Raw genomic sequence first — 15,391 nt, 5'->3', positions numbered from 1 at the left:
AGATGTACGCGGGTTACCTCTATGCGCATTTCAAGCGCGAAGCGGTCGACGGGGAGCAGATCTACTTCGCCTTGAGCGACGGCAACGACCCGCTCCACTTCGACGATCTCAACGGCGGCAAACCGATCCTGTACTCCACTCTGGGCGAAGGCGGCGTCCGCGACCCGCACATCGTCCGTTCTCCGGAAGGCGATCGGTACTACCTGATCGCGACCGACCTGCGCCTGTACGTGAGCCTGGACTGGGACCGGCACCAGCGTCGGGGCAGTCGCTCGATCATGGTCTGGGAGTCCACGGACCTGGTGAACTGGGGCGACGGCCGGCTCGTCGAGGTCGCACCGCGCGAGGCCGGCAACGCCTGGGCCCCGGAGGCGGTCTGGGATCCCGAGCAGCAGGCCTACCTCGTGCACTGGTCCTCGACGCTCTACGACAACGCCGAACACAAGGGCGAGAGTTACAACCGGATCATGTACGCCACCACCCGCGACTTCCGCGAGTTCTCCGAGCCGCGGATATGGATCGACCGAGGCTGGCAGACGATCGACACCACGGTGATCGAGCACGACGGCCTCTACTACCGCTTCCTGAAAGACGAACGCAGCCGCGGCCCCGCGGCGCCGCTTGGCAAGACGGTGTTCTCCGAGACATCGACCTCGCTGACAGCCGCGGAGTGGAAGCCGGTGGCCGAAGGCATCGGCTTGGGCGCGATCACCCAGGGCGAGGGCCCACTGGTGTACAAGTCGAACACCGAGAACAAGTGGTACCTGTGGATCGACGAGTTCACCCCGGAACGCCGCTACGTCCCCTTCGAGACGACCGACCTCGCCGGCGGCTCGTGGACCCCCTCCGACGACCACCGATTACCACGAGACCCCTGCCACGGCGTCGTACTACCCCTGACCCCCGAAGAACACGACCGACTCGCCACGACTTGGCCCTGATCCGCGAGCTCACCCACGAGCGCGACCGCCTCACGCCGGGAGTCGGCGTCCTCCGAGTCGTGGCGCCGAGCACGAGCGCCCCAGTCCACCGGAACGTTAAGGTCCCGAGCCGATGTGACGCACAGTCACGCTCAACTGAAGGCCGCAGTGCCTTGGTCGGCAGGAGACACGCTTAGCTGAAAGGTGACCTGCGGGCACGAAGAAACCCAGGCCACCACCGTGACCTGGGCTTTTGTGCGCCGCCAGGGACTCGAACCCCGAATCCGCTGATTTCCATCCGGGGTTGACCACTGGCTGCCGACAGTGCGCGAAATCTCTTGCTGGTAAGGGATTCGTTGGACTTGTGTTGCTCATTGACTCTGATTGCTGACCATGCTGTCGCACTGATTGAGGTGCGTAAAGAGGTGCGTCGTCGGGACCTGTGTCCGAGACAGCGAGCGAGTTGAGAGGAGTGGCCGGTGGTCACTCCGTGCTCTTCGCGCGTCGTGGCGGGTCAGAACGCGTAACAGGTATGGGCGACAGCTAGACCCGTCCGCGGCGTGCTCGCTCGTCTTCCTCTTTGAGGGCAGACTGCTCCAACCTGGCTAAGGGCGGGAATGCGTCCCTTCATCTGCTCCAGCTACGCAATGTCCGACTTGATGGCATTCGATTCCTCGCCTTCCCAGAAGCGTTGGGATGAGATCCGGCGGGCTATCTGATCTGGTGCCACGCCATGGGCGAGCAACACTGCGCCAAGTATCTCGACGCCGCTGGCGAGGCGCCCAGTCAGGACATCGAGGGCACGGTACCCGTCGAGTACTCCGTCGCTGAGCAGACGCGCGGCGAGCTCTGCATCGTTGCTGAGCAAGGCAGGTAACAGACGATAGCCGGTGTATCCGGAGGTGGCGGCTACGCGCGCAAGCCGCTCGCGCTCCGACTGGGCGAGACGTGCAGGAACTGTCTCCTGATCGCCCGGTGGGGAAGGAGAGGAGCGGCGACGACCAGATCGTCGCCGAGCACGACACGACAGTGGTTCTCGCGGCCGTCCCAGCCTGGGCCACAGGCGTCAATAGCGGTATGGGATGCTATCGCCTGCAGCGTAGGCTGTGCCACATGACAAGCATTTTATGAAATGGGAAATCCGTCTGTCTGGATTGGAGCATGAAGGGCATAATGCAACCTGATTACCGCACTGGTCACAAATCCCTGACGGCCCATTTCCCCCGGTGACGGTGACGCTCACCACTTTCCACACCAGTATTCCGCTTAGGACGCTTCGGACCGCATTCCGGAGCACCTGCGCCGTATCGTCATTCGTTACGTATTTGGCGCTCTTTCCACACCAAGGACAGGGCTTCCCGGCTGCCCCGCGCGCCACCATCCTCAATTGTTCCTCGTTCATCTCTCCCCCTGGAGCCGCACTCCGAGGTCATGCCGTCCCTCGCGGGAACCCTCGTCTTGTCAGTCTGGCCCCATCCGTCGCGAAACACAGGGCCTTGATCATCCGTACCTGTCCGGTTCCTCCAACTCGCCGCAGCGCACAACCGCCGCATGCTCCATTGCAACCGCACCGGCATGACCTCCGGCTCGCAATGCAGGCACAGCTGATATGTAGTGACGTCCTGTCAAGTGGCAGGGTGAGGCGCCCGTCCTGGTTGTTCGGGGCGGGCGCCTCGTTGGCTTCGTTGGCCGGCCGGTGGTGAGCGTGTCGTTGGCGACGCGCGGTCAGGCTGATATGCGCGGGTTGGTTACCGCAGTACGGGGTGTTCGGCAGGAGCGGTTCGCGTGTCTAGGGTCGAGCGTTGCCTGGTGCCGTGGCCGGGTTGCTCATAGCTGTTTCGCGGGTCGCTCCACGCGCTGCTTGTGCCGGTGGGGTCGACGAAGCCGGGTCGGGGTGGGTTGTTACTCCTGCAGGGGTGGTCAGGGACCAGCACCAGCCGGCCAGTTCACGGGCCACGGCGACGTTTGCGACGACGGGGCGTTTGCGTCGTTCGGTGAACCGGATCCAGCGGGCATGCAGCCGCCGGTTGCCGGCGTCACCGCGAGCTCTGGCGGCGGGTCCGGTCAGCTCCCACCGGTCGTGCATGGTCTTGCCTGGCCGGTAGCGGGCGCGGTGGTGCCAGGCAGCTTCGACCAGCAGCCTTCGGGCGTGGGTGTTGCCGGTCTTGGTGATCGAGCCTTGCACGCGGGATGCCCCGGATGAGTACTCGCTGGGCACCAGACCGACGAACGCTGCGATGGTGTTGCCGGTGAACCGGTGCCAGTCGCCGATCTCGACCGCCAGCGCGAACCCGGTCAAGGTGGAGACACCGCGCAGGCACCCCAGTCGCCGCACGATCGGGGTGAACTCGCTGCCGGCGGCCAGTTGTTCGATCGCGGCGTCGAGCCGGACCCGGCGTGCCTTGACCATCACCATGGCCTCGTAGTCGGACTCGAACGCCAACCGCAGCGGGGCGGAGCCGAACGACTGGCGACGCAGCCAGGCATCGTGTGCGCCGGTCCAGGCATGCCCGCCCGAGTAGACGATGCCCTGGCGCAGCAGCAATTTCGACAGCCGGTGCCTGGCGCGCATCAAGTCACCCCGGCAGTCTTCGCGGGCCCGGACCAGATCTCGCGCCGTCTCCTGCTCGACCGTGGGCACCACCACCGGCGTGACCTCGTCCAGGCGCAGCAGTCGGGCCAGGTGAATCGCGTCCTTCGCGTCGGTCTTGACCCGATCCCCTGACGGACGCTGCAACCTGCTCGGCGCCGCGACCACACACCGAATCCCCGCCGCGTTCAACGCACGCGACAACCCGAACCCGGTCGGACCAGCCTCATACGTCACCGCCACCGGACCCGCAAGGCCCCGGATCCACGACCCGATCTCATCGTGCCACTGACTCAGCCTGGCCTGAACGAGCTCGCCGGTCACGCCGTCGATCGCCGCGGCCGCGACCGACCGTGCGTGCACATCAAGCCCAACACTCGTACGCTCGGAAAACACCGGGGCCTCCCACAGATGTCGGATAGGCCGAGCAGGCAGCCCCTACTCGGCAACCCACGAATCTGTGCGAGTGAGGCCCCGGCCCGCAACCACTCAGCAACCCCGAGCGGTCACTTCATACCGTCTAGGCTTCGCAACACGTTTCTCGACACTCAGAGCCTGCGCGGCGGCTGCCAGCGCCGACTCAGGCGGGTGGTGTCGAGAAGACAATCGATTCTCCACACCGCGGTCCAACGGCCTCGCGGTACGGGCGCGCACACGGGTGTGACTCGACGGTGTGTTCGTTGTTTCGGGCATACTCCTCGATCATGTGAACCACGATCCACCGCACGCTGGGCATGCGACCGTCCGGCAAGCTGCGCCGTGCCGGACGGGCCAGGCCCCGTCCGCCGGCGTCTCGGAGAGCAGATCGCGGGAGCGGGCACCGCATCTTGCCAGAGGGCGTGCAGTTTCTTGCGGGAACCGGATCTGACTCAGCTCACCATCGGTCATCCCGGGTCCACGCACACGGACACGGACAATCGACCCCATCCTGCATCGCCCGCCCGACTCGTGTGTACGCAGCAGTTCATTCGTTGCATTCAGACGGCATTCCTGAGTGTTCTGGCCGGCGCGAGTTGCTATCCCGAGCCGCCGGCGAGGTGTTGAAGATCAGGCACCGCGCGCTGCCCGCGGTGATCGCGGCCCCGATGACCTCCTCGGAGCTCTTCCCGGTCGGGATCTCCTGATGACCTTCTGGTCCGCGTGGGCAGCGCTCCAGGCCGCCACCAACTGCTTGCCCCAGGCCACTTCCTCGGCACTGTTGGACAGGCAGACGGCAATGTCGCCACGCGTTTGTGCCGTTGCTCCCACACTGCCAACGTTCCGCAGGCGACGGCAGCGCCTGCGAGGGCGAGAGCCGGCGCAGCCACGGTGAGCGCGCCCTTCATGTGCGATCCACGTGGAGGATGCTGGTGGTGAGGAGTCGACGCTCACCCCGCTGGGAGCAATGTGCGCAGAGATAGAGGTCGTGGTGCTCCTTGGTGAGCTCGCTGATCTGCGGGAACACCCACTTGAACTGGGCCTGAGTGCTGGGGCCGCAGCGGGCGCAAATCTCGCTGAGATCGTAGGTGCGGTCCGTCACGCTCAACGGTGACACCTGCCGGGCTGGGATGAGGACGTCCTGGGGAGGGTGTGCTGTGGTACTGATGACAACGCCTTGTCTGTCCGTCTCAGTAGCCGGGTAGGGCGGGACTCTGTGCGCCGGCCAGGCTCGGGTTCGTCAGGGGGGCGCCGGCCGGGGACACGACAGTCCACACGCCGCCGTTGAGATTGATGCCCTGACCATTGGTCTGGCCGGGGGTGGAGTCGCCGACGAAGGTATAGAGAGGGTGGCCCGCAACGCTCAACTGGTGGTGGCCATCGTCGCGGGTGGTCGTGGCGAGCGTGCCGCTGACGCCGGGTAGGGACGTCGGCAGCGAGTCCGGGGCCGGAGCGTAGAGCCAATTGGCCGCGCAGGCATCGGCGCACGTCGACTTGTTGTTCATGTCGTTGGCGAACTGGTACAGAGTGCGGCCCTGGCCGTCAACCAGGATGGTGCCCAGAGCGGTGGCCTGCGCGCTGACCGCGTCGCCGGTCGCCGACGGCATCGGATCGGATCCGGCAGAGTCGCCGGGAGCGCTGCCGCAGGCGGCCGCGGCGAGTGCGAAGACGGCGGCTGCGAAGGAAGTCGCTGCGATCTGCAAGTGCCGGCGGTGGTTCGTCTCAGAGTTCCGATCGGTGATCATGTATCGCTCCTACGGGTGAGCTGGTCGTGAGCTGTCGTGCTGACGGATCCACGCTCGCGGACAATCGCCCGTAGTCGCCCCCGGTAGGTCCCTGGGTGGATACCGGGTCCGCCTGACCAGAGCACGAACGGACAGGGCGTCGTGAACCTTGCCAAACCGGTTGGCGGTCGGTCCCGGCGCTGCGCGGCGAGGCGGGGTGCGGCAAGTCGGCGCTGCTGGACTCGTGTCCGAGCGTCGGGTTTCGGTGTTGGACGAGTCGTGGGCGTCGAGTCGGAAATGGAGCTTGCTTATGCCGGACTGCATCAGCTCTGTGTGCCGATGCTCGACCGGGTCGAGCGGCTGCCGGTTCCACAACGCGATGCGCTGCGCGTCGCCTTCGGGTTGCAAGTGGGCGACGTACCGAGTCGCTTTCTCATCGGTCTTGCCGTCCTAAGTCTGCTGGCCGGCGCGGCGGAGGAACAGCCACTCGCGTGCCTGGTCGATGACGCGCAGTGGCGCGATAGTGCCTCCGTGCAGCCTCTGGCGTTTGCGGCACGCCGAGTGATGGCCGATCCGGTGGCTTTGATTTTCGCCGTGCGCGAGTCCGGCAACGCAGCTGAGCTGGCCGGCCTCCCCGGGCTGAAGGTCCAGGGGTTCGGTGAACGCGACGCCCACCTGATCTTGGCATCAGTGATTCGTGGACCGCTCGACGACCGGGTGCCCGGCCGCATCGTCGCCGAGACGCGGGGCAATCCGTTTTGGCGCTGTTGGAGCTGCCGCGCGTGCTGACGCCGCCAGAGCTGGCCGGCGGGTTCGGCCTGCCGGACTCGGCCGCTGTGGCGAGCCGTATCGAAGAGAGTTTCTACAGGCAGTTCCGATCTCTGCCGGACGACACACAACGGCTCCTGCTGACCGCTGCCGCTGAGCCGATCGGCGACATGAAGATCTTGCGCCGCGCGGCTGAGCTGCAGGGGATCGGAGCCGGCGCCGCAGCTCCGGCAGAAGTTGCGGGACTGGTCGAACTCGGCGCCAACGTCCGGTTCCGCCGTCCACTGGTCCGTTCGGCGGTCTACCAGCACGCGTCCCTGAACGACCGGCAAACGGTTCACCAGGCTCCGGCCGAGGCGACCGATCGGGCGATCGATCCCCATCGCCGCGCGTGGCATGTCGCCCAAGCGGCGCGAGAGCCCGACGCGGCGGTGACCGATGAGCTGGAGCTCGGCCGACCGGGCGCGTGCTCGCGGCGGCGCGGTCGCGGCGGCCGCGTTCCTGGAACGAGCGACCGAGCCCACGCCCGATCGTGTGCGCCGGGGAGCCCGTGCGATCGCGAACGCGATCGCGAACGCGATCGCGTCGCCGCTCGGCAGGTTCGTCTGGTGGCCCCGTTCACCGGACAGCCCGTCACGCCAACCTCGTTTACGCAGCGCCTTGGTCGTTCTTGACGACCTTCTCGATCGGCGTGCCGTCGACGGTGAGCATGATCTGAATGTTGCCGCGGGTGGCATTGGAATAGGGGCAACGCTGGTCCGCCTCGGCCATCAGGCGTGCTGCCTCGGCAGGCGCGAGGTGCGGTGCGTGGACATCTAGGGCGACCCGAAGGCCGAAGCCGCCGTGTGCAGTCGGGCCGATGTCGACCCGGGAGGTGAACCGGGCGTCGCCGGCATCGAGCTTGCGCCCCTGGGCGATTGCCAGCATGGTCGATTGGAAGCAGGCGCCGTAGGCGATTGCGAACAACTGTTCGGGATTGGTGCCTGGGCCGCCTTTGCCTCCCATGTCCTCGGGCACCGCAAGCTCGACTTCCAGGCGGCCGTCAGTGGTGCGGCCGTGCCCGGACCGGCCGCCTTCGGTGATCGCCTCGGCGGTGTAGAGGATTCGTCTCAACGGAATGACCGACATTTTCGTGACCTTCCTTTGCTGCGTGGATGTTCTCGCCTGACATCGCGGTGCGGAGATCGCCGATGAGCCGTAGTCCTCGATCTGCTGCGTCATCATTGGCTCCTCTGCCTGCAGTGGATGACTCGTACGACAACTGTCGTCCGTCGTACGGCCCGTCGCCCCAGTGAAGACCCGGGTCGTTGCCCCGGCGGAGCGCCCGGTGGCCACGAGAGAGCACGCGGACCGGACTAGGGTGTCTTCGTCTGAATCGCTACGACCAGTGGCCGCCGGTCATCGGTGGTATCGCAGACGTTCGCCGTTCGACGACGCGATGCACGTCGAGGTGCCAGTGAGACCAGGCTCGCAAAGCCGCAGCGTCCAGAGGCGGGGGCGTCGATCTCTCCAATAGGCGCCACGCTTGGCTGAGGCCTGCCGAGATCACAACATTGGGTCGCCGGGAGAACAGAACCGGGATGGGCGTGACGTCGAGAAAGGAGCGTCGTGCCACGGCTGATGCTTCCTGCCGGAGAGCCGGGCAGGCATCAGCCGCGCGGCCTCGAGTGTCCACCCCAAGGGGAGCGCCGACATTGTGACTCGCGGCAGCTCATCCCACACCACACTCGGCGGGGCGCCGACGACGCGGGCGTGACGTATCTGGAACTGCGGGTTCGGACCACATCGTCGAGATTCATAGTCAGCTCCCGAATGGGCGAATACGGCCCCATCGTCATGCAGAGTCGCCGTCACACCACCAGCGCGGGCGACACCGACTACGGCCGGACTCGGTACTGCGAACCATGCATCCGGCGGAAGACCTCCCCCCGGCGGAGTAGCGTGGCACCCTCTTCCTACTCCAGCTCTTGGATGGCCCAGGAGGGTACTGCGAACTTCGCTGCGCCCTCTCCCATCGCCGCAGCGAAGCCGCCTACGCTGCGCCGCCTTGTCAATCGAGTGGACGCGGTCCCTACCATCGATCATGGGCGTGTCGAGAGATCCCTCGCTGTCCGTCTTATACGGGCGGCGCAGCGAGTGCGAGACACTGGCCGGGCTGCTGGACGCGGTGCACTCGGGTCGGAGCGCCGTGCTGGTTCTGCGCGGTGAGGCCGGCTGCGGCAAGTCGGCGCTGCTCGACTTCATGGTCGAGCGCGCGGCGGGTTTCCGCGTCGCACGAGTCGTCGGCGTCGAGTCGGAGATGGAACTCGCGTTTGCCGGCTTGCACCAGCTCTGTGCGCCGATGCTCGATCGTGTCGAGGAGTTACCGGTGCCACAACTGGATGCGCTGCGCGTCGCATTCGGACTGCAACGGGGCGACACTCCGGATCGCTTCCTCGTCGGCCTTGCCGTCCTGAGTCTGCTGGCCGGTGTGGCGGAAGAACAGCCACTGGCTTGCCTGATCGACGACGTGCAGTGGCTCGACAGGGCCTCCGTACAGTCTCTTGCGTTCGTTGGGCGACGCGTCAAGGCCGATCCCGTGGCCTTGGTGTTCGCCGTACGTGAGCCCGGCAACGAACCCGAGTTGACCGGCCTGCCAGAGCTGAAGGTCCACGGGCTCGGCGAACGCGACGCCCGCCTGGTCTTGGCATCAGCGATTCGTGGACGCCTCGACCACCGGGTGCGGGACCGGATCGTGTCCGAGACGCGCGGTAATCCGTTGGCTTTGCTGCAGTTGCCCCGAGGACTGACGCCGACGGAGCTCGCGGGCGGCTTCGGTCTGCCGGCCAGGGAGCCAGTGGAGAGTCGGATCGAACAGAGCTTCTACCGGCAGTTCCAATCACTATCGCGCGACACACAACTGCTTCTGCTCACCGCAGCAGCTGAGCCGATCGGCGATGCGACGCTGTTGTGGCGTGCGGCCGAACTGCAGGGAATCGAAGCCGGCGCGGCCGCGTCGGCCGTGGCCGCGGGGTTGGTCGAACTCGGCGCCCGGGTCAGGTTCCGTCATCCGCTCGTCCGCTCGGCGATCTACCGGCCGGCGGCCTTGGCGGACCGGCAAGCTGTGCATCGGGTCTTGGCTGAGGCGACCGATCCGGAGGTCGATCCCGATCGTCGCGCGTGGCATCGTGCCCGTGCGGCCTCGGGGCCCGACGAGGTGGTGGCCGACGAACTGGAGCGCTCTGCCGACCGGGCGCGGGCCCGCGGTGGCGCGGCCGCGGCGGCCGCGTTCCTGGAGCGAGCGACCGAGCTCACCCCGGACCCTGCGCGCAGGGGAGCGCGTGCACTCGCCGCCGCCCAGGCCAAGTTCGAGGCGGCCGCGCCGGATGAGGCCGAGGCGTTGCTGGCGACGGCCGAGATCGGACCGCTCGATGACGTCCGACGCGCTGGGCTGGAGCGGTTGCGCGCGGAGTTGGCGTTCTCACTGCGACGCGGCGACGACGCTCCGCCGCTACTGCTGAGCGCCGCCAAACACCTGAAGACGCTGGACCCGGAGCTGGCGCGTGAGACGTACCTCGAAGCGCTGGGAGCAGTGATCTTCGCCGGTCGCCTCAGCAGCGGCCGCGGAGTTGTCGAGGCAGCCGACGCTGCTCGCGCCGCGCCGCCCGCACCGCAGCAGCCACGGGCGATCGATCTCCTCCTTGATGGTCTGGTGGCACGCTTTACCGAGGGTTACGCCGCAGGCGTGCGCCCGCTCAAAGAAGGGCTGCACGCACTTCGCCGAGAGGAGGGCCGCAGTCAGGACCACCTCCGCTGGCTCTGGCTCGGCTGCCGCATCGCCGCGGATCTGTGGGACGACGAGTCGTGGCACGAGCTGGCCACCCGCCAGGTGCAGCTGGCTCGCGATGCCGGCGCGCTGGCCGTCCTGCCGATCGCGCTCACCTACCGTGCTGGCGTGCACGTGCACGCCGGCGAGTTCACTGCCGCGGCGGAGCTGATCGACGAGGCCGATGCGATCTCCAAAGCAACCGCCGGCGTCCCCCTGATGTACACCTCCCTGGTGCTCTCCGCCTGGCGTGGTCAGGAGGCTGAGGCATTGGCACTGGTTCGGGCCAGTGTCGAGGATGCGACGGGCAGGGGTGAGGGAAGGGCGATCGCCTTGGCGGAATACGTGACCGCAGTGCTGTACAACGGTCTCGGCCGCTACCAGGATTCGCTCGCTGCCGCCCAACGGGCCTGCGAGCACGATGATCTGGGTCTCTTCGGCTGGGGCCTGGTCGAATTGATCGAGGCGGCCGCGCGAAGTGGCAATCCCGAGATCGGCAATGGCGCTCTGCGACGACTCGAGGAACGAACCTGCGCCGTGGGCACGGATTGGGCGCTCGGGGTGGAGGCCCGCTCACGGGCGTTGCTGAGCGACGGCCACGCTGCCGAAGGGCTCTACCGGGAGGCGATCGAGCGCCTCACCCGGAGCCGTATCGCCGTGCACCTCGCCCGAGCCCACCTTCTGTATGGCGAATGGTTGCGTCGCGAGAACCGGCGTGTGGACGCTCGCCGGCAGCTCCACCGGGCCAATGACATGTTCAGCCGAGCCGGGGCCGAGGGGTTCGCCGAGCGTGCCCGCCTCGAGCTACTGGCCACTGGCGAGTCCGTGCGCAAGCGGACGGCCGAGACGTCCGAGGAGCTGACCGCACAGGAAGCGCAGATCGCCCGGCTGGCTCGCGACGATCTCACGAATCCCGAGATCGGCGCCCAGCTGTTCATCAGTCCTCGCACCGTCGAGTGGCACCTCGGCCACGTGTTCGCCAAGCTCGACATCACCTCCCGCAGACAACTGCGCCGCGTGCTGCCAGATCCGGGCTCTCCGACCTCGTCGGCGTAACCAGGACGGGGTGCGGCACCTGAGGCAGTGGATTTGTCTGGTCCGCCGGAGGTGCTGATGCCTTCGTCGGGATACGCCGGGTATCGACCCCGGGGCCTCCCGGGGGCGATGCGGACCGCTCCAGGGTGACAGTGACGTCGTCACGCAGCCACACCCAGAGAGTCTGCGAGGTCGCATGCATACAGACAGAGAGTCGACGCTCACGCTCCTCGATCGAGCCTCGGTCCCTGCCGCTGCGATCGGCACCGGCGGTGTCGGTCCGGTGGTCGCCGAACGTATCGTCACCCAGCTGTTCGGTCGCGAGCGCGAGCTCGCGGTGCTGAGCGAGCTCTTCGAAAACCTCGGCGGTCATGGCGGGGCGCTCCTGATCACGGGCGAGGTCGGTATTGGCAAGTCCGCTCTGCTCGCCGAGGCGAGGAGACGCGCGGGTCAGCTCGGTATGTCGGTGCTCAGCACTTCCGGAGCGCCCTTCGAGGCGCAGATGCCCTTCGCCGGCCTACAACGATTGCTGTGGCCGCTCATGAATGAGGTCAGCGGACTCCCGGAACCTCAGCGTGAGGCCCTGTCGGTCGCATTCGGTGTGAGTGGCGGGCCGGCACCGGACACTTTCCTAGTAGCGCTGGCGGCACTGAACGTGGTCGCGGATCGAGCGGGTGAATCCCCGCTTCTTCTCGTCGTCGAAAACGTGCGCTGGCTCGACGCCGCCACCCGGGAGGTCCTTGCTTTCATGGCGCGCCGAGTGGACAGCGAGCCGATCGTCTTCCTCTTCGCGGTCCGGGACGGGTACGCCACCTTTCTCGACGACGCAGGCTTGCGAGAGCTTCGACTCGAAGCGCTGGACGACGCGAGCGCGAGGGCCCTTCTTGACGCCGGCGCTCCCAGACTTGATTTCGAGCTCCGCCGGAGGGTGCTCAACGAAGCCGGCGGCAACCCGCTCGCGCTTGTGGAGCTTCCGCGGGCCCTCGACTCGAAGGAACGGCTTGGGTTGTCGACCACCGCGCCGTTGCCGTTGACACAGCGGCTGGCGCGAGCCTTCGCCGGTCGAGTGTCCGAGCTTCCTGCGGCGACGCGCTCGCTCCTCCTGGTCGCGGCACTGGACGACTGCGCAGGTCTCAGCATGATCCTCGCGGCTGCGTCGCTCGTCGAGAACCGCCCTGTCACGGTGGACGACCTCGCGCCGGCGGAAGCGGCCGGGCTGGTGTCGGTGAACCGCGAGGCTGCATGGTTCAGGCACCCTCTCGTGCGGGCGGCGATCTCCTCTGCGGCCACGCTCGCCTTGCGGCAGGCAGCCCACCAGGCGCTGGCGGAGGCGTGCGCGGCGGATCCGGAGCGGAGCGTTTGGCACCGGGCAGCGGAGTTGACAGGCCCCGACGAGGAAGTTGCCGCCGACCTGACAGCCGCCGCGGAACGGACGCTGCGCCAAGGGGAACCTGCGTGGGCGGCAGCGGCGCTCGAACGGGCGGCACAGCTCACTGAGCTCGCATCCAGTCGCGGTGACCTGCTGGTCCGGGCCGCCGAGATCGAGTTCGAGATGGGGCGCTCGGATGTCGCCCGCAGGCACGTTGCGGAGGCGAAAGCGTTGGAGCTCGGGCAGGAGGAGCGGATACAACTGACGTTCATGCTCGAGGCGTCCGATCAGGACAGCTGGTCGAGCGCCGCCAGACTGGCGGCCCTTGCCGAGACGGCAAGCGAGATGACAACCGCCAACGGGCCGGCGCGGGCGTTGAAATGTCTCCTGACGGTCGCTGTGGGCTGCTGGTGGGGGAATCCCACGCAAGAGACTCGCGATCTGGTCGTCGCCGCGGTGGAACGCCTTCCGGTCGCGGAGGATGACCCTGCGCGGCTTGCGGTTCTCGCCTGGGCCGATCCAGTGAATCACGGCGCGTTCGTCCTCGACCGGATCACGCAGCTGACGCCGGATGCGACCGGCGACCCGGTAGCTCTGTATCTCGTCGGCGCAGCCGCGTCCGCGGTGTGGGCGTTCGACCTCGCCCTGGGCTTCCTCACCACTGCTGTCGAGGGTCTGCGAGCGCAAGGCCGCTTTCGGTTGCTTGCCGAGGCGCTCGTTTTCCAGTCGTGGGCTGCGATCCACCTCGCAAAGGAGACACTCGCCCTGTCGGCTGCCAACGAAGCCGCCCGGCTTGCCCGCGAGACGGGCCAATCTGGTTGGGCACTTGCCGCCGAGCTTGCCATCGCCGCCCTGGTCGGCGAGCGCGGTGACTCCGAGTTCGCAGCCGCCCTGGCCGATCGAGCGGAGAAGGAACTGTTGCCGATCGGCCCACACGCGATGCTCTCGTTGGTCCAGTTCGCGCGCGGCCGCGACGCCATCGCCCACCAGCGGTACTCGATCGGCTTCGATCACCTCAGGCGGATACTGGACCCCAGGGACATCGCCTACCATCCCTTCGTCGGCGCTTGGGCGCTCGCCGACCTCGTCGAAGCCGCGGCCTGCTCCGGGAACATCGACAAGGCACGGCTGTACCTCGAACAGCTCGAGTCGCTGGCGGCCGCGACCTCAGGACCGTTCCTGCGGGCCACGCTCAGCTACGCGAGGCCGCTTCTCTGTTCCGACGACAAGGCCGAGGAGCTCTACCAGGCGGCATTGAGCTCCGACCTGTCCAACTCGCCCTGCTATCGAGGACGCTTGCTGCTCAACTACGGCCGCTGGCTCCGCCACCAGCGACGGGTCGCGGACTCCCGCGCGCCGCTTCGAGCCGCATGGGAGAACTTCGATGCCCTCGCGTTCGGCGGTCTGGCTGAGGCGGCGCGTCAGGAGCTCCGTGCGTCGGGAGAGACGAGCGTGCCTCGAACACCCGATGCGAGAGATCAGCTGACGCCTCAGGAAATGCGCATCGCGCGGCTCGCCGCGAGAGGACTGAGCAACCGCGAGATCGGCCGGCGCCTCTACCTCTCGCACCGGACGATCGGCTCCCACCTCTATCGGCTCTTCCCGAAACTCGGCATCAGCTCGCGCTCAGAGCTCGCCGGCGTCTTGTCCACCGCCGTACCCGACGAGGTGGGCTGATCAGCGCGCAGCCGGGACGACGAAGGGGAAGACGTCCTGGCTGCGACCCGGATCGGCGGTCAGGCCGCTGGTTACGGCCGAGTTCGTCGCGAGCGAGAACATGACCTCCGCTGTGTTGTCGGTGAGCCGGCGGCCGTTGAAACCGGAGAACCCGAACAATGCCGGCGTACCCACCACGTAAGGGACCAGGTCGGGGACGATCCGCTTCACGACGTCGGCGGCGTAGATCTCGGGACGGTCAGAGGTTCCTCGACGACGAACCACCGAAGCCACCAGGCCAGAGATGACCGGACCGTACTGCGCGACGTCGTCGGCGGGATGCGTCTCATTGGAGTGACTCGCCTCGTCGGAGTCGGCCTCCCGGAAGATCGGCCAGATCATCGGCAAGGCGGTCCGTCCCACCTGTCGCCAGCCACCGGCATCGGTCGCTAGTTTGCTGGTGCACCAGGTGGCAATGCGACGCCCCGTGGTGAACGCACCAGAGCCCGTCGGCACCGTGAGCACGATCGATTGGACAGTCGCACCTGCGAAGGTGTCTTCCGCCACGCCTGCGACCCACCGGGTCAAGTCACCATCGTGGCCGTGCAGGACCGTCTGATCGACGACGTCGAGCTGCTGGAGGTCGAGGAAGAACGGCTCGACCGCCTCTCCGGTCCATACCTGACCGCCCTCGGTTGTGTGCAGCATGTCGCCGGTGACGCCTTGGGCGATCACCGGTCCGCTGCCGGCGTCGTCCAGAGCTGCCCGGCCCGTGAGCATCTCGACGGTGAACGGCTGTCCAGAGTCCTCCGTCGGGCCGAAGGCAAAGCGGTAGGTCAGGGCTTCCCGCTCGTCGCCGTCCAAGTGGACCTTGAACTCGTAGCGGGCTTCGGGGTGGAACGGGTCCGCATCCGGGCCACCCGCGAGCGACGTCCGGCTGTTCATGATCAGGACCGTGCTGGAACCCGAGTCGAAGACGTAGTGATCGGTGATGTTGAGCCGCGGGTCCTTGCGAGCGAGCGGCGAGTCTAGGTGGTGGGACATGTCGGTTCCCTTCCAGGTAGCGAATGTGGCGACGGCGATCTGGTCGAACCGCCTCCGCCACAG

9 protein-coding genes are annotated in these 15,391 nt (G+C 67.2%); 5 read left to right on the top strand and 4 right to left on the bottom strand.

The features are described 5' to 3' along the window. The first annotated feature begins 2 nt into the window (after positions 1-2). Positions 3-941, top strand: a complete 939-nt coding sequence (locus OG876_RS02190) for a glycoside hydrolase family 43 protein (RefSeq protein WP_328523024.1) — start codon at positions 3-5, stop codon at positions 939-941. Between the two features lie 1,768 nt (positions 942-2,709). Here OG876_RS02190 and OG876_RS02185 read toward each other — a convergent pair. Both OG876_RS02185 and OG876_RS02180 read right to left on the bottom strand, forming a co-directional pair. Continuing rightward, complete coding sequence (locus OG876_RS02185; protein ID WP_328523023.1) at positions 2,710-3,906, bottom strand: IS110 family transposase; 1,197 nt, start codon at positions 3,904-3,906, stop codon at positions 2,710-2,712. 1,211 nt (positions 3,907-5,117) lie between these two features. Beyond that, a complete protein-coding gene (locus tag OG876_RS02180) occupies positions 5,118-5,672 on the bottom strand; it encodes a COG4315 family predicted lipoprotein (protein WP_328523022.1) in 555 nt (184 codons plus the stop codon). A 258-nt stretch (positions 5,673-5,930) separates the two neighbouring features. Between OG876_RS02180 and OG876_RS02175 the strand changes: the two genes are divergently transcribed. Both OG876_RS02175 and OG876_RS02170 read left to right on the top strand, forming a co-directional pair. Beyond that, positions 5,931-6,440: a hypothetical protein gene (locus OG876_RS02175; protein WP_328523021.1), complete on the top strand. Its 510-nt coding sequence runs from the start codon at positions 5,931-5,933 to the stop codon at positions 6,438-6,440. Beyond that, the gene (locus tag OG876_RS02170; RefSeq protein WP_328523020.1) at positions 6,410-7,093 is read left to right on the top strand and encodes a hypothetical protein; all 684 of its coding nucleotides are present in this window, start codon (positions 6,410-6,412) and stop codon (positions 7,091-7,093) included. The genes OG876_RS02175 and OG876_RS02170 overlap by 31 nt, the downstream gene beginning before the upstream one ends. Here OG876_RS02170 and OG876_RS02165 read toward each other — a convergent pair. Continuing rightward, the gene (locus tag OG876_RS02165; RefSeq protein WP_328526848.1) at positions 7,068-7,547 is read right to left on the bottom strand and encodes an organic hydroperoxide resistance protein; all 480 of its coding nucleotides are present in this window, start codon (positions 7,545-7,547) and stop codon (positions 7,068-7,070) included. The two genes, OG876_RS02170 and OG876_RS02165, sit on opposite strands and share 26 nt — an antisense overlap. Positions 7,548-8,502: 955 nt before the next feature. Here OG876_RS02165 and OG876_RS02160 point away from each other — a divergent pair. Together OG876_RS02160 and OG876_RS02155 are read left to right on the top strand one after the other, a co-directional pair. Beyond that, positions 8,503-11,280: a helix-turn-helix transcriptional regulator gene (locus OG876_RS02160; RefSeq protein WP_328523019.1), complete on the top strand. Its 2,778-nt coding sequence runs from the start codon at positions 8,503-8,505 to the stop codon at positions 11,278-11,280. Positions 11,281-11,455: 175 nt separating this feature from the next. Next, the gene (locus OG876_RS02155) at positions 11,456-14,305 is read left to right on the top strand and encodes an AAA family ATPase (RefSeq protein WP_328523018.1); all 2,850 of its coding nucleotides are present in this window, start codon (positions 11,456-11,458) and stop codon (positions 14,303-14,305) included. Here the strand turns inward: OG876_RS02155 and OG876_RS02150 are convergent, their stop codons facing one another. Continuing rightward, positions 14,306-15,328 carry a DUF4331 family protein gene (locus OG876_RS02150; protein ID WP_328523017.1) on the bottom strand — a complete coding sequence of 341 codons (1,023 nt, stop codon included), beginning with the start codon at positions 15,326-15,328 and terminating at the stop codon, positions 14,306-14,308. Positions 15,329-15,391: the final 63 nt, after the last annotated feature.

The organism is Kribbella sp. NBC_00359 (genome assembly GCF_036097425.1).
GTDB lineage: Bacteria > Actinomycetota > Actinomycetes > Propionibacteriales > Kribbellaceae > Kribbella.
This window is presented reverse-complemented; position numbering and strand designations above follow the sequence as displayed.

Excerpts from the sequence above, each read along its gene's own strand:
- OG876_RS02155 (WP_328523018.1), top strand. The coding sequence starts at position 11,456 with ATGCATACAGACAGAGAGTCGACGCTCACGCTCCTCGATCGAGCCTCG.
- OG876_RS02180 (WP_328523022.1), bottom strand. The coding sequence starts at position 5,672 with ATGATCACCGATCGGAACTCTGAGACGAACCACCGCCGGCACTTGCAG.
- OG876_RS02165 (WP_328526848.1), bottom strand. The coding sequence starts at position 7,547 with ATGTCGGTCATTCCGTTGAGACGAATCCTCTACACCGCCGAGGCGATC.
- OG876_RS02150 (WP_328523017.1), bottom strand. The coding sequence starts at position 15,328 with ATGTCCCACCACCTAGACTCGCCGCTCGCTCGCAAGGACCCGCGGCTC.
- OG876_RS02190 (WP_328523024.1), top strand. The coding sequence starts at position 3 with ATGTACGCGGGTTACCTCTATGCGCATTTCAAGCGCGAAGCGGTCGAC.
- OG876_RS02160 (WP_328523019.1), top strand. The coding sequence starts at position 8,503 with ATGGGCGTGTCGAGAGATCCCTCGCTGTCCGTCTTATACGGGCGGCGC.